At 67.4% G+C, this 15,882-nt stretch carries 16 protein-coding genes, 1 tRNA gene and 1 pseudogene; 7 read left to right on the top strand and 11 right to left on the bottom strand.

Going from position 1 to position 15,882, the window contains the following annotated elements; all coding sequences use genetic code 11:
• Positions 1–653, top strand: a 653-nt coding sequence (locus ACOJTB_RS19615; protein ID WP_420104206.1) for a YdcF family protein, incomplete at its 5' end; no start/stop codon positions are given.
• A 3-nt stretch (positions 654–656) separates the two neighbouring features.
• Here the strand turns inward: ACOJTB_RS19615 and ACOJTB_RS19610 are convergent.
• Both ACOJTB_RS19610 and ACOJTB_RS19605 read right to left on the bottom strand, forming a co-directional pair.
• Entirely contained in the window at positions 657–923 is a 267-nt protein-coding gene (locus ACOJTB_RS19610) for a DUF3253 domain-containing protein (protein ID WP_420104205.1), read from the bottom strand.
• Positions 920–1,636 carry a DUF599 domain-containing protein gene (locus ACOJTB_RS19605; RefSeq protein ID WP_420104204.1) on the bottom strand — a complete coding sequence of 239 codons (717 nt, stop codon included), beginning with the start codon at positions 1,634–1,636 and terminating at the stop codon, positions 920–922. Before ACOJTB_RS19605 ends, ACOJTB_RS19610 begins: the two co-directional genes overlap by 4 nt.
• 101 nt (positions 1,637–1,737) lie before the next feature.
• Between ACOJTB_RS19605 and ACOJTB_RS19600 the strand changes: the two genes are divergently transcribed.
• Positions 1,738–1,911, top strand: a complete 174-nt coding sequence (locus ACOJTB_RS19600) for a hypothetical protein (protein ID WP_420104203.1) — start codon at positions 1,738–1,740, stop codon at positions 1,909–1,911.
• A gap of 339 nt (positions 1,912–2,250) precedes the next feature.
• The gene (locus ACOJTB_RS19595) at positions 2,251–4,047 is read left to right on the top strand and encodes an ABC transporter ATP-binding protein (RefSeq protein WP_420104202.1); all 1,797 of its coding nucleotides are present in this window, start codon (positions 2,251–2,253) and stop codon (positions 4,045–4,047) included.
• A 10-nt stretch (positions 4,048–4,057) separates the two neighbouring features.
• On the opposite strand, the gene ACOJTB_RS19590 is transcribed toward ACOJTB_RS19595, so the two are convergent.
• The 7 genes and pseudogenes from ACOJTB_RS19590 to ACOJTB_RS19560 form a co-directional block, all read right to left on the bottom strand.
• On the bottom strand, positions 4,058–4,570 hold the full coding sequence (locus tag ACOJTB_RS19590) for a gamma-glutamylcyclotransferase family protein (protein ID WP_420104201.1): 513 nt from the start codon (positions 4,568–4,570) through the stop codon (positions 4,058–4,060).
• 206 nt (positions 4,571–4,776) lie between these two features.
• Entirely contained in the window at positions 4,777–5,949 is a 1,173-nt protein-coding gene (locus tag ACOJTB_RS19585; protein ID WP_420104200.1) for an isovaleryl-CoA dehydrogenase, read from the bottom strand.
• Positions 5,950–6,076: 127 nt separating this feature from the next.
• On the bottom strand, positions 6,077–7,081 hold the full coding sequence (locus ACOJTB_RS19580; RefSeq protein ID WP_420104199.1) for a CorA family divalent cation transporter: 1,005 nt from the start codon (positions 7,079–7,081) through the stop codon (positions 6,077–6,079).
• A gap of 72 nt (positions 7,082–7,153) precedes the next feature.
• Positions 7,154–8,137 (bottom strand): glycoside hydrolase family 25 protein, encoded by a 984-nt coding sequence (locus tag ACOJTB_RS19575; RefSeq protein ID WP_420104198.1) that lies wholly within the window; start codon positions 8,135–8,137, stop codon positions 7,154–7,156.
• A gap of 448 nt (positions 8,138–8,585) precedes the next feature.
• Positions 8,586–9,308: pseudogene (locus tag ACOJTB_RS19570) on the bottom strand (glycoside hydrolase family 25 protein); the annotation flags it as partial.
• Positions 9,309–9,609: 301 nt separating this feature from the next.
• A tRNA-Leu gene (locus ACOJTB_RS19565) sits at positions 9,610–9,694 on the bottom strand.
• Positions 9,695–9,828: 134 nt separating this feature from the next.
• Entirely contained in the window at positions 9,829–10,098 is a 270-nt protein-coding gene (locus tag ACOJTB_RS19560; protein ID WP_420104197.1) for a FliM/FliN family flagellar motor switch protein, read from the bottom strand.
• A gap of 138 nt (positions 10,099–10,236) precedes the next feature.
• Between ACOJTB_RS19560 and lipB the strand changes: the two genes are divergently transcribed.
• Both lipB and ACOJTB_RS19550 read left to right on the top strand, forming a co-directional pair.
• Positions 10,237–10,941, top strand: coding sequence for a lipoyl(octanoyl) transferase LipB (gene lipB, locus ACOJTB_RS19555; protein WP_420104196.1), 705 nt, complete (start codon positions 10,237–10,239; stop codon positions 10,939–10,941).
• Positions 10,942–11,170: 229 nt separating this feature from the next.
• Positions 11,171–12,778, top strand: a complete 1,608-nt coding sequence (locus ACOJTB_RS19550; protein ID WP_420104195.1) for a carboxyl transferase domain-containing protein — start codon at positions 11,171–11,173, stop codon at positions 12,776–12,778.
• A gap of 21 nt (positions 12,779–12,799) precedes the next feature.
• On the opposite strand, the gene ACOJTB_RS19545 is transcribed toward ACOJTB_RS19550, so the two are convergent.
• Complete coding sequence (locus tag ACOJTB_RS19545) at positions 12,800–13,705, bottom strand: hypothetical protein (protein ID WP_420104194.1); 906 nt, start codon at positions 13,703–13,705, stop codon at positions 12,800–12,802.
• A 6-nt stretch (positions 13,706–13,711) separates the two neighbouring features.
• The gene (locus ACOJTB_RS19540) at positions 13,712–14,095 is read right to left on the bottom strand and encodes a peptidoglycan-binding domain-containing protein (protein ID WP_420104193.1); all 384 of its coding nucleotides are present in this window, start codon (positions 14,093–14,095) and stop codon (positions 13,712–13,714) included.
• A 206-nt stretch (positions 14,096–14,301) separates the two neighbouring features.
• Between ACOJTB_RS19540 and ACOJTB_RS19535 the strand changes: the two genes are divergently transcribed.
• Both ACOJTB_RS19535 and ACOJTB_RS19530 read left to right on the top strand, forming a co-directional pair.
• Entirely contained in the window at positions 14,302–15,063 is a 762-nt protein-coding gene (locus tag ACOJTB_RS19535; protein ID WP_420104192.1) for an SDR family oxidoreductase, read from the top strand.
• A gap of 155 nt (positions 15,064–15,218) precedes the next feature.
• Complete coding sequence (locus ACOJTB_RS19530) at positions 15,219–15,881, top strand: cation efflux transmembrane domain-containing protein (RefSeq protein WP_420104191.1); 663 nt, start codon at positions 15,219–15,221, stop codon at positions 15,879–15,881.
• Position 15,882 lies beyond the last annotated feature (1 nt).

The raw sequence follows: 15,882 nt of genomic DNA, 5'->3' as shown, positions 1-15,882 counted from the left end.
TGGCGATGCTGGGGCTGCAGGCATTCAGCCCCCTGCCGCGCGCGGTGATCCGGCCTCTCGAAGACCGCTTTCCGCAGCAGGACGCCGCGAAGGGACCGGTCACGGGGATCGTCGTGCTCGGCGGCGCGATCAGCCTCGCCCGCGGCGAAGTGGTTCTCAACGCGGCAGCGGCGCGGATGACGAAGGCGGTCGAACTCGCGCGCTTGCATCCGCAGGCCCGTATCGTCTTCACCGGGGGGGCGCCCAGCCTCGTCTCGCAGGCGACCCATACCGAATCGGATGCCGCGCGGACGCTGTTTGTCGGGCTCGGGCTCGATCCGGCGCGGCTGACGCTCGAGGATCAGTCGCGCAACACCTGGGAAAACGCCGTCTTCACCCGGCGGCTCGTGGCGCCGCAGCCCGGCGAGCGTTGGCTGCTGGTGACCTCGGCCTGGCACATGCCGCGCGCCATGGGCGTCTTCCGCAAGGCGGGGTTCGAGGTCGAGGCGTTTCCGGTCGATTACTGGTCGCGCGGCAAGCCGGACGATTTCATCCGCCCCTATAGCCGTGCGCCGCGCGGGCTCGAGATTGCCGATAACGGCTTCAAGGAGTGGGTCGGGCTCGTCGCCTACAGGCTCGCCGGCTACAGCGACTCGCTGTTCCCCGGCCCCTGAGGCTCAGCCTTCCGGCGGCAGCCGCAGACGGTAGACGCCGCGGAAATCGTCGGGGTCGACGGGGCGGCCCTTGCGGGTGATGACGAGCCGGCCTTCCTTCATCAGCCGCACGGCGACCTTGCGCGCCGGTTGCATCAGCGGTCCCCAGCCATCGGGATGATCGCCGCCCACGGCTCGTGCCGCCTCGGAGGGGCAGACCGTCTTGTCCGGCCCGCGCTGGGCGACGAGCCGCAGCATCGCCGCTTCCAGCTCCTGCTCGCGCTCGCTCATGGCTCGGCCGGCCTGTCGGGCTCGGGCGCGCCCGGATAGCGGAAGACGCGCGAGGCGTCGGAAGCGAACTGGCGCCGATACATCGCGATCAGTACCGCGAGGGTGAAGGCGATGAAGCTCACCGGCCCGAGGAACCAACCCATATAGGCGAGCGCGAAGAAGAAGGCGCGCTGGCCGCGATTGAAATGGCGGCCGGCGGCGACGTTCATCTCGACCGTCTCATGAACGGCCTTGCGCGCCTCTTCCGGGTCATGCCCGCGCGCCGGGGGCAGGGCGCCGATCAGGATGACGCAATAATTGAACAGCCGGTAGGACCAGGCGAATTTGAAGAAGGCGTAGCCGAAGATCATCGCCAGTCCGATGACCTTGATCTCCCAGACCGCGCGGGTTGGGGCGGCGTTGAGCGGCAGATCGGCGAAGATTGCCACCACACGCTCCGCCGATTGCAGTGAGGCGAGGGTGCCGCCGATCGCGATCATGGAGGTCGAGGCGAAGAAGGCGGTGCCGTTCTGGAGACCGTTCATCACCTGCGTGTCGACGATGCGGTTGTCGCGGCCGAGGGATTCGCGGATCCAACGGGCGCGGCGCAGATTCATCCGCATGTTGAGGCTCTTGCCGGCATGCGGTCCCAGCTCGACGGCATAGTGGTAGCCGAGCCAGGCGGCGGCGAAGAAGGCCAGGGCCAGCAGGTCGATGATGGTGAAGCCGATCATGCCGCCGCTCTGCCATTCCAGGGCCCGCCGAGGCAAGCAGCTTGCGCCCGCCGGCGGCGCGCAGCAAGAGAGAGAGCCAGCCCCTCGGACGTGGAACCGTCTTGTCCCATATCGTCATCGTTCTTCTGGTCGCGGCCTTCATCTTCCGCAAGCCGCTCGGCCGGCTGCTGGCGCGGCAGTTCCCCAACCGGGCCAAGCGGCAGCAGGTGCTGGCGACGATCATCGCTGCTTTCCTGCTGGTGATCGCATTACGGATTATCGCGCTGTTCTGGTGATCCCGCGTCCCGACGCGCGCGTTCTCGCGCGCGTGCCGCGCATGCGGGCGCGCGCGGATGCCGCCTCGGCGTCTGCTGCATGGCGCCGGCGCTTGCCTTGCGACCTCTTCTGCGGCATTTTGACCGGACTTGGCTCCAACTCAGGAAAGGGAGGGCTGAATGACATTCATGACCATCGCTCCTCCCATGCGACTCTCGCGCCACTAGGCCGGTCTCGCCCGAGGCCCGCCACCGGCGGCCTCCAGAGCCTTCTTTCAAAACTTGTTTTCGTCTTCGGAGCGCGCTGCTGCGCGGGCTCCGCCTGATCTGGAGTCGGTGCCGCGCGCACCGGATGACATCATGTCCCTCGATCTCAAGACCGGGCGGCGGGAGCCGTTCCGTGCCGTTCTCGGCTTCACCTTCCGGCACTGGGCGCGCCGGCCGGGCTATGTCGCTTGGGTCGCGGCCGTCACCATCGCGGCCACGCTCGCCGAGCTATTCATCCCCATCTATGCCGGGCAGCTCGTCGATGCCGTCGCGGCCGGCGCCGGTGAGGGCGCGCGCACGGCGCTGACCGCGCTCGCCTTCATGCTGGCGCTGGCGGCCGTGACCGTGGCGGGGCGGCATTTCGCCTTTGTCGGGCTGACCGGCATGACGCTGTTCACGATGAGCAACGTCGCGCAGGAGGCCTTCGCTCGGCTGCAGCGCTTCTCGACCGATTGGCACGCGAACAACTTTGCCGGCTCGACGGTTCGCAAGATCACGCGCGGCATGTGGGCGCTCGATCTGCTGACCGACACGATCCTGATCGCGCTCCTGCCCTCGCTGGTGATCCTCCTGGGCATGACGGTGGTGCTGGCCTGGCACTGGCCGGTGATGGGGCTCGTCGTGGCTCTGGGGGCGGTGGTCTACATCGCGCTGACGCTGCTGCTGTCGCTGCGCTATGTCGCACCGGCCTCGCGGCTGGGCAATGCCTGGGACACGCGCGTCGGCGGGGCACTTGCGGATGCGATCACCTGCAATCCGGTGGTCAAGGCCTATGGGGCCGAGACGCGGGAGGATGCCCGGCTGACGACGGTGCTCGCCAAATGGAGCCTGCGGACGCGGCGTGGCTGGATTCGCGGGACATGGTCCGGCACCGGGCAGAACGTCGTTCTGCTGGTGCTGCGCGGCTGCGTGATCGGGCTCGTGATCTGGCTGTGGCTGAACGGGCGCGCCTCGCCGGGCGATGTCGCCTTCGTGCTGACCGCCTATGCGGTGGTGCATGGCTATCTGCGCGATGTCGGCCAGCACATCCACAACCTGCAGCGTTCGGTGAACGACATGGAGGAACTCGTGGCGATGCACGATCTGCCCTATGGCGTGCCGAACCGGGCGGGGGCCGGCGAGATGGCGGTGACGGCGGGCGAGATCACCTTCGACGACGTCACCTTCCATTATGGCGGGCATGCCGAGCCGCTCTATCGCGATTTCTCGCTGACCATCCGTGGCGGCGAGAAGGTGGGGCTGGTCGGGCGCTCCGGCTCGGGCAAGACGACCTTCGTCAAGCTCGTGCAGCGGCTCTACGACGTCACCGCCGGGCGCATCGCGATCGACGGGCAGGATATCGCCTCCGTCACGCAGGAGAGCCTGCGTCGGCAGATCGCGATCGTGCAGCAGGAGCCGGTGCTGTTCCACCGCTCGCTGGCGGAGAACATCGCCTATGGCCGGCCCGGTGCCTCGATGGCGCAGATCGAGCAGGCGGCGCGGCTCGCCAATGCGCATGAGTTCATCATGCGCCTGCCCAAGGGCTATGCCACGCTGGTCGGCGAGCGCGGCATCAAGCTCTCGGGCGGCGAGCGCCAGCGGGTGGCGCTGGCGCGGGCCTTCCTGGCGGATGCGCCGATCCTGATCCTGGACGAGGCGACGTCCAGCCTCGATTCGGAATCGGAGGCGCTGATCCAGCAGGCGGTGGAGCGGCTGATGCAAGGGCGCACCACCATCGTGATCGCGCACCGGCTCTCGACGGTGCGGGCCATGGATCGCATCCTCGTCTTCGACCGCGGCCGCGTGGTCGAGGAGGGGCCGCATGAGGACCTGCTCGCCCGCGAGGACGGCGCCTACCGGGCGCTGTTCGAAAAGCAGGTCAGCGAGTTGGCCAAGGGGCTGGCGGTGTAAGGCCGCCAGCCTATTTTGGAGCTAGCGCCCGGGGCCTGACGCCCTTCACCGGCCCCGGCGGAAGCGTGTCGCCGTCGGACAGGGCGGCCGGCCTTGCCAGGCCGCCGCTCAGAAATCGATTCAAGCCGGCTACATAACTCGTTGGTAAGCCGAAATGTTCGGCACCGGCGATCACGGTTTCCATATAGCCGGGCCGGGCCTTTCCCGGCTCAGCGCTGCGGCCGATATAGATCAGCGCGCGCTTGGCACCGCCCGGCAGGATGACCGGCTGGCTGATCTTGGCGTAAAGGCCGCTCGCCAACTCCTCGAACTTGTCGAGCGCGCGGATGTCGGCGAGCGAGCAGTCCCACAGCACGCCATGCACATCCTCGCGCGGATCGCGGATCACCGAGGCATAGCCGTCGCGCGTGACGATGAAGCGGTGGCGGGGGAGACGCGCGGGACCGAGCGCCGTCGCGCGCGGGCAGCGCTGCGCCATGCCGGCGGGGTCCATGTTGAGGCCGTAGGCGAAGTAGAGGGGCATCGGAAAGGCTCCTGAACCGCGATGCAGAACCCTCTCCTGTAAGGAGAGGGCAAGGTGAGGTGAAGGCCGTTGAACGCTGTGGCCGCACACTCACCGGGGCAAAGGCCAGGCCTGTGCTTTGCTGGCCAAGGGGCCGACACCTCACCCCTGCCCCTCTCCTTACAGGAGAGGGGTTCCCCGCGCTCTCCCGACCGGGCTTCCAGCACTCATTTCGTCTTCTCGAACAGCTCCCGCCCGATCAGCATCCGCCGGATCTCGCTGGTGCCCGCGCCGATCTCGTAGAGCTTGGCGTCGCGCAGCAAGCGCCCGGTCGGGTAGTCGTTGATGTAGCCAGTGCCGCCGAGCAACTGGATGGCGTCGAGCGCGACCTGGGTCGCCTTCTCGGCCGCGAGCAGGATGGCGCCTGCAGCGTCCTCTCGCGTGGTCTGGCCGCGGTCGCAGGCCTTGGCGACGGCATAGACGTAAGCGCGGCAGGAGTTCAGCGCGACATACATGTCGGCGAGCTTGCCCTGGACGAGCTGGAATTCGCCGATGCTCTGGCCGAACTGCCGGCGCTCATGGACATAGGGCATGACCACGTCGAGCGCCGCCTGCATGATGCCGAGCGGCCCGGCCGCGAGCACGACGCGCTCATAGTCCAGCCCGCTCATCAGCACGTTGACGCCGCGCCCGACCTGGCCGAGCACATTCTCCTCAGGCACCTCGCAATCCTGGAAGACGAGCTCGCAGGTGTCGGAGCCGCGCATGCCGAGCTTGTCGAGCTTCTGATGCGTCGAGAAGCCGGGCATGCCCTTCTCGATCAGGAAAGCGGTGATGCCCCTGGAGCCGGCCTGCGGATCGGTCTTGGCGTAGACGACCAGCGTCTCGGCGACGGGGCCATTGGTGATCCACATCTTGTTGCCGTTGAGGATGTAGCGGTCGCCGCGCTTGTCGGCGCGCGTCTTCATCGAGACGACGTCGGAGCCGGCGCCCGGCTCCGACATGGCGAGCGCGCCGACATGCTCCCCGGAGATCAGCTTGGGCAGATATCGGCGCTTCTGAGCCTCGCTGCCGTTGCGGCGGATCTGGTTGACGCAGAGATTGGAGTGGGCGCCGTAGGACAGGCCGACCGAGGCCGAGGCGCGGGAGATCTCCTCCACCGCGACGCAGTGCTCCAGATAGCCGAGGCCGGCGCCGCCATACTCCTCCTCGACCGTGATGCCGTGCAGGCCGAGCGCGCCCATCTGCGGCCACAGATCGCGCGGGAAGAGGTTGGTGCGGTCGATCTCCTCGGCGCGCGGGGCGATTTGCTCCTGCGCGAAGGCATGGACCGTGTCGCGGATGGCGTCGGCGGTTTCGCCGAGGTCGAAATCGAAGCGGCGCGGCGCATTGGCGAGCATGAGGAACCTCCCGGTCGCGGCGGCGGGCGCCGCTCTTTGACCGGGACTATAGCTCGTAAACGGCCCGGTCCGGAGCGTGCGAAATCGCGCAACCCCGGCTGGGCATCACCCCGCGAGGCCCGCCGCCTCAGTCGCCGATGACGCCCCGGCGGCGCAGCAGCACCAGCGTCAGAACCGCTGCGGCGATGCAGGCCAGCGTGACGTTGATGGCGCCGATCTCGGATTCGACCCAGGGCAGCCCCTTCACGTTGATGCCGAACAGGCCCGTGACGAAGGTGGCGGGCATGAACAGCGCCGTCAGGATCGAGAGCACATAGAGCTGGCGGTTGGTGCGGCTGACGGAGCGCGCTGCGATCTCGTCCTGCAGCAGCCGCGCCCGGTCCTGCACCAGCTGGACGTCGTGATGCAGGGCGTCGATGCGCTGAAGCAGGCGCAGCGCCGTCGCCTTGACCTGATCGGGCGCGCTGCGGCCGGAATGGGTCTCGGCGAAGCGGCGGAACAGCACATGCAGACCGCTGAGCTGGCGATGCAGCCGCACGGCGGTGCGCCGCACCGCGCCAACGCGCTGGGGCCCGTCATGCAGCTTCTCGAGCAGCACATGGTCCTCGACCGTATCGGTCTCCTCGACGAGGCGCACCACGCTGTCGGTGACGTCGTCGATGATGTATTCGATGATCTGCTCGAACAGCACGGCGGGGTTCTGGGCCGTCTCGCCGCGGTTGAGCCCCTCGGCCGTCAGGCGGATCGCCTGCAGCGCCTCGCGCCGGCCGGTGAACAGGAAACGCTCGCCGATGATCCAGCGCAGCGCACCGACCGTGTCGGATTTGTCGGCGACGTCCCGCGTCAGGTCGTGCGAGACACCCCAGGCGAGGCTGGACGAATGGTCGAGCCGCTGATGCGCTTCCTGCGAGAGGAAGACGGCCCGGGCCGATTCCGGAAGATCCTGCTCACCGACCCAGCTCTGGGCGCGGGTATGAACGAGATCGAGATGCAGCCAGACGAAGCCGTCTTCGGGAGCCAGATCCGGCAGGGTGTCCCGGTCGACCAGGCTGGGCTTGCCCTGGCTGTCGAAACGGTAGGCCCAGATGATCCCGTAGCGGGAGTGAAGATCGCCCTGTTGATCGGCCGGCATCGTCGTCGTTCCTGAAGCTCCGCGGGACAAGGCGATGCGGATATGACAGGCGCGTGACGGTGAAGGACGCGGTCAGTTGCGGCGCAGCGTGCCGGTGCGGTCGCTGTCGCGGTTATCGGCGGTGCGAGCGGGAATGCGCCCCGGCGGTGTGTATCTCAGCTTCGCGCCGCCGGCGTTCTGCGGCGCGCGCAGGCCTGCGGGCGTCGGCGGCGGTGTGCGGCCGGCGAGCCTCGTCTTCGGCTCGCCGCCATGCCAGATGCGCGTTCCGATGTCGAAGCGGCCCTGCCTCCAGGCCTCGAATTCATGCTCGGAGCCGAAAAAGGCGTTGCGGTCGACATCGCCGGTGATGCCGGGCACACGGCCCGTGGTGGTGAACTGCCAGAACTCCCAGCGATCGCGGGCATAGCGCTTGGCGAGCGGCGCGGCGGTCGAGCGCAGCCAATAGGGGTGGTCGTTGAACTGGCCTTCGAGGATATCCTCGTGGAAGTTGATGTCGGTGTAGATCACCGGCTTCTTGCCGGTGTGCTCGCGCAGGCCCTTCAGCATGACCTCAATCTTCTCAAGCGCCTCCCGCTGCGAGATCCGCTTCGTGCATTGGGAATCGTTCTGCCATTCGACGTCCAGCACCGGGGGCAGGGCGTCGGGATCGCGCGGGATATGCTTCTTGATCCAGCGCACCTGGTCCTTCGCCGAGCGGCACCACCAGACGAAGTGATAGGCGCTGCGGGGAATGCCGTGGCGCTTGGCCTCCGCCCAGTTGCGGCGGAACTGCGGGTCGAGATGGTCGCCGCCTTCCGTGGCCTTGATGAAGGCGAAGCGGGTGCCGGCCTCCTTGACCCGTGCCCAGTCGATCTCCCCCTGCCAGCGCGAGACGTCGATGCCCTGGATGACCTTGCGGCGGGCATCGCGCACGCCGTGATGCGGCGCGCTGTCGCCCTTCTTGGGATAGAAGGCGAGCGCGGGCTCGACCAAGCAGGCGAGGATGGCCAGCGTTGCGAACGCCCATAGGCGCTGCGTCCGGAAGATCGTCTGCGGGGTCAGCTCGCGCGCTGGCATGTGGTTCTCCTGCATCACAGGTCCAGATGCGGAGATGCTGGTTAAGCGGCCGTTAGGAGCGCGCGGCCTTCTACGGATGATTTTCAGCCTTGGTTAACCCGCGCGACGCGGCGAGGCCGACACGTTCAGCATGTCCGGCGAAAGGCGGAGCCACACCAAGGACGGGCGTACGGTCTCGCCCCATCGGCGCGGAGCGCCGGCGCCGGCTTCAATCGACAGGCTCGGGATCGTCCAGCTGCTGGAAGGCGGCGGCGCTCGCCGGCGCGGTGCCCTGCAGGCGCGCGACGGGCACCTCCTCGAAGCGGCCCGGCGGCGGGGCGGCCGGCGGCGTGAACGGGGAGGAGGGGTCGGGCACGCCGGGCATGACGGGCTGCGGCCGCGGTGCCTGCGGCTGGCGGCGCTCCCAGCGCCGGGTGGCGATGTCGAATTCGCCGCGATGCCAGCCGTGGAATTCGCTCTCGCTGCCGAAGAAGGCGTTGCGGTCGACGTCGCCCTTGATGCCGGGTACGCGGCCGGTGGTGGTGAACTGCCAGAACGACCAGGGCCGGTTGTTGTAGCGGGTCTCGGGCTTGGCGGCGGTCGAGCGGATCCAGTAGGGATAGTCGTTGAACTGCCCCTCCAGCACCTCCCGGTGGAAGGTGATGTCCGTGTAGATCACCGGCTTCTTGCCGGTGAGCTGCTCGAGCTCGGTCAGCATCAGCTGGATCTTCTCCAGCGCCAGATTGCGGTCGATCTTCTTCGGGCAGGTCTTCGAATGGCCGTTCCACTCGACATCGAGCACCGGCGGCAGGGCGTCGGGATCATTGGGAATCTGGCGCTTGAACCAGATCGCCTGCTCATGGGCGGGGCGGCACCAGAAAACGAAATGATAGGCACCGCGCGGAATGCCGGCGCGGCGCGCGCCTTCCCAATTGCGCTGGAACGACGGATCGACATGGTCGCCGCCCTCGGTCGCCTTCATGTAGACGAAGCGTACCCCGGAGGCCTTGACCGAAGCCCAGTCGATCTCGCCCTGCCAGCGCGAAATGTCGATGCCGTGGATCGGATAGCTGTGGGCCTCCGCCACGCCGCTATGCGGACGGGCATCGCCCAGCCGGTCGAGGGCCGTGCAGCCACCCATCAGCGCGAAGGCGGCGGCAGCCAGAAGGGGCAGGGCGCGGAAGCGTTGCATCAGGCGGGCGATCGTCTCGTGTTCGTCGAACTTATGAAATGCAGGATTTACGTTACCAAAGTTCTGACGGTCGGCCGCGACCGTCTCTTCGCCCCGTGCGCGGCCGACCGACATGCCCGAGACTCATGGCGATCTCGCCGCCCAAAACGCGGGACGGTGATGGGTTGGCCTGGAAACCGGGGGGCATCGAGGTTGCGTGCAGAACTTCGCCTTGCCACCGGCAAACGGCTTTTTGAGGGCGCGCCGAAACGAAAACGGCGACCCGCGAGGGTCGCCGTTTTGCTGGACTGTCGTCCGAATTTGGTGCGGTCGAGAGGACTCGAACCTCCACGGGTCTCCCCGCTACCACCTCAAGGTAGTGCGTCTACCAGTTCCGCCACGACCGCAGCTCTGATCCGGCGGCGGGCAGAGCCACCGGGAGCGGCGCCGATCTAGCAAATCGATTCCGCGACCACAAGAGCATCGGCGGTAAAAAGAGCCGGCTTCGTCGCTTTCCTCGAAAATCGCCGAAAAGCCGGGCTCAGGCGGCGCGTGCGGTGGTGTCGAGCGCGTAGACGGTCGGGCGCTTCAGCATCTGGGTGATCTCGACGGAGATCTTGGCGCCGCTGACGACAACGATTCCCTTGGCGAAGGGGTGGTTGTTGGCGAGAATCTGGACCTCGTCGGTCTCGCTGGTGTTGAGCTCGATGATCGCGCCGCGGCCGAGTCGCAGCAGCTTGTAGATCGGCATCTGCGTCTGCCCCAGCACGACGGTCAGTTCGACGGGGACGAGGTTGAGATCGGCCTTCAAACGCAGTCTCCGACAACCCATTTCTCGAATTCGACCAACGAACTTGCCTGCCGGCCGGATTTGGGCGCAAGAGGCGTCGCAGAGATCGGCCGGATCGGTGATCCGACGCTGAGAGATTGATCGGAACATGGTTAAGCCATGGTGAATTTGCGCGAGGCCCTGTCCGTTTCCTTCGTGCCGGAGCCGGGGTCGGAGCCGGTCGAATGGGTCGTGAGCGACGGCCTCACTGGATATGACGAGGCCGTGGCCGAGATGGAGGCGCGGGCCGCGCTGATCGCGGACGGCCAATCGCGGGAGCGCGTCTGGCTGGTGGAGCATCCGCCGCTCTATACCGCCGGGACTTCTGCCAGGGACGAAGACCTGATCGCGCCGGATCGCTTCCCGGTGTTCCGCTCCGGGCGGGGCGGGCAGTTCACCTATCACGGGCCGGGCCAGCGCGTGGCCTATGTGATGCTGGACCTGAAGCGGCGCCAGCCCGATCTGCGCCGCTTCGTCGCCGCGCTCGAGGGCTGGCTGATCGGCGCGCTGGACGAGTTCAACATTCGCGGCGAGCGGCGCGAGGACCGGGTCGGCGTCTGGGTGCGGCGGCCGGAGAAGGGCGCCGATATGGAGGACAAGATCGCTGCGATCGGCATCCGGGTGCGCCGCTGGGTGTCGTTTCACGGCATCTCGCTCAATGTCGATCCGGAGCTGTCGCATTTCGACGGCATCGTGCCGTGCGGCGTGCGCCTGCACGGCGTGACCTCTCTGGTCGATCTCGGCCTGCCGGTGACGATGCCGGAAGCAGATATCGTGCTGCGCGAGGCGTTCGAGCGCATCTTTGGGCCGACCGTGTCGGCGTGAATGCCGTCGAGGGGCGCGCTCCACCGTCATTGCGAGCGCAGCAAAGCCATCCAGGAGGGCTTGGTGCAGCGTCTCACCCGGTCCTCCTAGATGGCTTCGTCGCTACGCTCCTCGCAGTGACGGGCCGAGAGCCGTGCAGCGATGCCGATTTGCGCGGGTGTTTCCGCGCCGGTTGGCCTTTGGCCAGCGCCGCGCCATAACCGATCGGAAAGACGGGAGGAGCGAGCCTGTGCCGGCCATCGAGAGCAAGGTCGATCTGGAATCGGCCGAGACCCGCGCCAATGCCGAATCCTGGGCGGCGCTGCGGGCCGAACTGCAGGAGCGCCGCGCCGCCGCTGCGCTGGGCGGGAACGAGGCATCGCGCGAGCGTCACATGGCCCGCGGCAAGCTGCTGCCGCGCGAACGCGTGCTGCGGCTGACCGATCCTGGCTCGCCCTTCCTCGAGATCGGCTCGCTCGCGGCCTTCGGGATGTATGAGGGTGATGTCCATGGCGCCGGCATGATCGCCGGCATCGGGCGCGTGGCGGGGCGCGAATGCATGATCGTCTGCAACGATGCGACGATCAAGGGCGGCACCTACTATCCGATGACGGTCAAGAAGCATCTGCGCGCGCAGGAGATCGCGCGCGAAAACCGGCTGCCCTGCATTTATCTCGTCGATTCGGGCGGCGCCAACCTGCCGCACCAGACCGAGGTTTTTCCCGACCGGGAGCATTTCGGCCGCATCTTCTACAATCAGGCGACGCTCTCGGCCGAGGGCATTCCCCAGATTGCGGTGGTGATGGGCTCCTGCACCGCGGGCGGGGCCTATGTGCCGGCGATGTCGGACGAGACGGTCATCGTTCGCAAGCAGGGCACGATCTTCCTCGGCGGGCCGCCATTGGTGAAAGCGGCGACCGGCGAGGTGGTCTCGGCGGAAGATCTCGGCGGGGCGGACGTCCATGCCCGGCTCTCCGGCGTCGCCGACCATTACGCCGGCGACGACGGCCATGCACTCGCGATCGCCCGCCGCATCGCCGGCAACCTCAACAGCGTCAAGCGCCCGGATATCGACATCGCCGAGCCGGTGGCCCCGCTTTACGACACGGCAGAGCTCGAGGCGGTGGTGCCGACCGATCTCAAGAAGCAGTACGACATCCGCGAGGTGATCGCGCGGCTGGTCGACGGGTCGCAGTTCGACGAGTTCAAGCGCCTCTACGGCACGACGCTGGTCACGGGCTTTGCCCGCATCCACGGCATTCCGGTCGGCGTCATCGCCAATAACGGCATCCTGTTCTCCGAGAGTGCGCTGAAGGGCGCGCATTTCATCGAATTGTGCTGCCAGCGGCGCATCCCGCTGCTGTTTCTGCAGAACATCACCGGCTTCATGGTGGGGCGGGATTTCGAGACGCGCGGCATCGCCAAGGACGGGGCCAAGCTCGTCACGGCGGTCGCATCGGCGCGGGTGCCGAAGGTGACGGTGCTGGTCGGCGGCTCGTTCGGCGCCGGCAATTACGGCATGTGCGGGCGGGCCTATAGCCCTCGCTTCCTCTTCACCTGGCCCAATTCGCGGATTTCGGTGATGGGCGGGGAGCAGGCGGCGAGCGTGCTCGCCACCGTGCGCCGGGACAATCTCGAGGCCGCCGGCAAGAGCTGGTCGCCCGCCGAGGAAGAGGCGTTCAAGGCGCCGGTCCGCAATCAGTACGAGGAGGAGGGCTCGCCCTATTTCGCCACGGCGCGCCTGTGGGACGACGGCATCATCTTGCCCTCGGAGACGCGCCGGGTGCTGGCGCTCGCCTTTTCGGCCACGCTCAATGCGCCGATCCCGGAAACGCGATTCGGCGTGTTTCGGATGTGAGGTCGTCCGGGGCAGCCGAGACTATTTCTGCTGTCGCTCAGAGTGGATGATCTCGAAGGTGCCGCCGCCGAAGCGGCGGTCGTCACGGGAGCCTGTGGCGACGCCGGCATTCGCATCCTGGATTTCGGCATTGGTCAGGCCGTTATTGACCTTGAACAGGATCGTGTCGGTCGAACCCAGGCTGTTGTCCTCCAGCAACTGCCGCTGGACGGTGTGCAGCATATCCGCGTCGACGAGGCTGTCGAAGCTGCACCGGCCGGTAGCGGCGAGGCTGGGCTTGTCGTCGGCGTTCCAGGTCACCTTGGCCTCGGTCGCGAAATTCCAGGCCACCGCCCGCACCGGGATATGCCGCGCGTCCGGCATCACCACCGTGAGCATCGTGATGAACGTGGTCTCGGAGACGTAGCTGCGCAGGAAGTTGCGCTTGCCGGTCACCAGATTGGGCCGCACCAGCCGGGCCGTACCGCCGGGCGAGTCGATCACCTTGATCGACCCCTTGCCGCCATTGGCGACGGGTTTGGCGTTCTCCAGGAAGAAGGGCAGGCTGGGCGCCGAGAAGCCGCTCGCCGAGAGCGAGCCCGTGGCGTCCAGATGCCAGGCGAAATTCACGGAGGTCGTGCCCATCACGATCGAGCCATGGGCGCTTTCCCGGCCGTAATAGAAGATCGACAGGAATTTGTGGAAGGCGATCTGCTTGATGCCGTAGGTGGTGCCGCCCGGTGCGCCTTGCGGAACGAAGCTGCAGGTGCTGGTGAAAGCCGGCTGGCCGCCCTTGGACGGATCGACGCGGCCGACCACGATGCGCCATTTGAACGGGTCGCTATTGCCCCAATCCTCGGCTTTCGCCTGCGCCGAGATGGGGGCGAAGCTCGTGTCGAAGTGGACATCCTTGAGGGTGAAGCCCGGCGCGATGCGGTGGTCGGACATGACGGCTCACCAGATCGCGCTGCCGCGGCGCTCGGCCGGGAGCAAGGGGTCCTGCAACTGGTTGGCCTTGTAGGACACCAGATCGACGAGCTCGAGCATCGGGTCCGCCAGAACGGCGAGGTCGAGCGCTCTCAGCGTCTTCGGGCCGACCATGCCGTCGGGCTGCAGGCCCTTGCTCTTCTGGAACTGGCGGACGGCGGCGTCGGTCTCGCTGCCGAAGATACCGTCCCAACCCGTGCCCTTGCGCGATCTCGGCAAGGCATAGCCGAGGTCGCAGAACAGATCCTGCAAGGCGACCACGCGCGGGCCGGTCGCGCCGCGGGCGATGGGCGCAGCCGATGTGACCAAGAGGAATTCGGGGATGGCGGCGAGACGCTTCGATTGGAACATCGCGTCATTCCCTCGCGGCGGAGCCGCCCCGTTCGCGGCCGCGACCGCAGATCGGTCATTCGGCCGCCGTGCAGTTGCGGCTGGGATAGAACCCGGCTTTCGTGCGCGCCGCAAGCGTCATCTGCGGCGTCGGGCGGGGCTTCCTTGCGGCGTCACAGTGCTTATGCTTTGAAACGATTGAAACCAAGAAAAGCCGTGAGGAAACCATGTCTGGTCACAACAAGGTCGCGATCATCACGGGGGCGGGGTCGGGCGTCGGTCGAGCGGTGGCGCTGGCCTTCCTCAGGGACGGCTACCGGGTGGTGCTGGCCGGGCGCCGCGCCGAGCCGCTGGAGGAGACGATTTCGCTCGCGGGCGCCGGCTCGGATGCCGCGCTCGCCGTGCCCACCGACGTCACCGACAAGGCCTCGGTCGACACCCTCTTCGCGAAGACGGTCGAGGCCTTCGGGCGGGTCGACGTGCTGTTCAACAATGCCGGTGTCAACGCGCCGGGCGGGGTGCTGCTGGAGGACCTGTCGCTCGAGGACTGGCAGAAGGTGGTCGACACCAACCTCACCGGCCCCTTCCTGTGTACCCAGGCGGCGTTCCGGACCATGAAGGCGCAGACGCCCCAGGGCGGACGCATCATCAACAACGGCTCGATCTCGGCGCAGGCCCCGCGGCCTAACTCGGCCGCCTATACCGCGACCAAGCACGCCATCACCGGCCTCACCAAGACCGCCTCGCTGGACGGGCGCAAATACGACATTGCCGTCGGGCAGGTCGATATCGGCAATGCGCTGACCGAGATGGCCCGCAAGATGACGACGGGCGTTCCGCAGGCGGATGGCTCGGTCAAGGTCGAGGCGGTGATGGATGTGGAGCATGTCGCGTCCACCGTGCTGCACATGGCTGCATTGCCGCCGGAGGCCAACATCCTCTTCGTCACCGTGATGGCGACCAAAGCCCCGCTCGTCGGCCGGGGATGAGCGGGCGGTCACCCGCGCTCGTGCTCATGCCGGGCCGAGCGAAGCAAAGACTGGATGTATTCCGGAGCGTATCCGGTAAAGTTTCCGGCATGGTCCCGGATGGCCACGGCTTTGCGGCTCCTTCGGGATGACGCGGCGGGGCTGACGGGATGGCGGTGATCGAGAGCCAAGCGACCACGGACCCCGCCATCGCCCGCGCCTATACCCGCACCATCTGGGCGATTGCGCTCGGCATTCTGGTTCAGGCTTCCCTGACCGTCGCCTGGGCCCTGTCCATCGGCAACACGCAGCTGCTCAAGGACGGCATCGACTGGGTTTATGACGTCGCGCTCTATGGCATCGCCGCGCTCGTCTTCGGGCGCGACGCACGGGCGGAGAGGCTGGCGGCGCTCGGCATCGCCACGGTGATGGCGGTCGCAGGTGTCCACACGCTCTACGATCTGTGGGACAAGATCGTCGTGCCGCGCCCGATCGAGATCTGGACGCTAGGCTTCGCGGCCGGCAGCGCCATCGTGATCGCGCTCCTGGTCATCGCCGCGCTGTGGCGGTTCAGGGCCGAGCAGAACCCGGTGATCCGGGCGACCTGGCTCTCCTCGCGCAACGATGCGATCTCCACCACCGGCTTCGCGCTGGTGGGGCTGGCCGCGCGCGCCGCGCCGGTGCGATGGCCCGAATATCTCTTCGACCTTGTGGTCGCGGGGCTCTGCTTCCAGGCGACATGGGCGATCTGGCGTTCGCTGCGCCGGGGACCGGATGGGCAAGCCTCCCAGGCCGATCTGCGCAACGGCCCGCAGACAGGGCAGGCGGGCGGGCTATAAC

It is taken from the genome of Allobosea sp. (assembly GCF_048595345.1).
Classification (GTDB): domain Bacteria; phylum Pseudomonadota; class Alphaproteobacteria; order Rhizobiales; family Beijerinckiaceae; genus Allobosea.
The sequence above is the reverse complement of the archived record's forward strand: the minus strand, read 5'-3'. Positions and strand labels throughout refer to the sequence as shown.

Excerpts from the sequence above, each read along its gene's own strand:
- ACOJTB_RS19540 (WP_420104193.1), bottom strand. The coding sequence starts at position 14,095 with ATGTTCCAATCGAAGCGTCTCGCCGCCATCCCCGAATTCCTCTTGGTC.
- lipB (WP_420104196.1), top strand. The coding sequence starts at position 10,237 with ATGGTGAATTTGCGCGAGGCCCTGTCCGTTTCCTTCGTGCCGGAGCCG.
- ACOJTB_RS19610 (WP_420104205.1), bottom strand. The coding sequence starts at position 923 with ATGAGCGAGCGCGAGCAGGAGCTGGAAGCGGCGATGCTGCGGCTCGTC.
- ACOJTB_RS19605 (WP_420104204.1), bottom strand. The coding sequence starts at position 1,636 with ATGATCGGCTTCACCATCATCGACCTGCTGGCCCTGGCCTTCTTCGCC.
- ACOJTB_RS19590 (WP_420104201.1), bottom strand. The coding sequence starts at position 4,570 with ATGCCCCTCTACTTCGCCTACGGCCTCAACATGGACCCCGCCGGCATG.
- ACOJTB_RS19580 (WP_420104199.1), bottom strand. The coding sequence starts at position 7,081 with ATGCCGGCCGATCAACAGGGCGATCTTCACTCCCGCTACGGGATCATC.
- ACOJTB_RS19585 (WP_420104200.1), bottom strand. The coding sequence starts at position 5,949 with ATGCTCGCCAATGCGCCGCGCCGCTTCGATTTCGACCTCGGCGAAACC.
- ACOJTB_RS19535 (WP_420104192.1), top strand. The coding sequence starts at position 14,302 with ATGTCTGGTCACAACAAGGTCGCGATCATCACGGGGGCGGGGTCGGGC.
- ACOJTB_RS19595 (WP_420104202.1), top strand. The coding sequence starts at position 2,251 with ATGTCCCTCGATCTCAAGACCGGGCGGCGGGAGCCGTTCCGTGCCGTT.
- ACOJTB_RS19545 (WP_420104194.1), bottom strand. The coding sequence starts at position 13,705 with ATGTCCGACCACCGCATCGCGCCGGGCTTCACCCTCAAGGATGTCCAC.
- ACOJTB_RS19575 (WP_420104198.1), bottom strand. The coding sequence starts at position 8,137 with ATGCCAGCGCGCGAGCTGACCCCGCAGACGATCTTCCGGACGCAGCGC.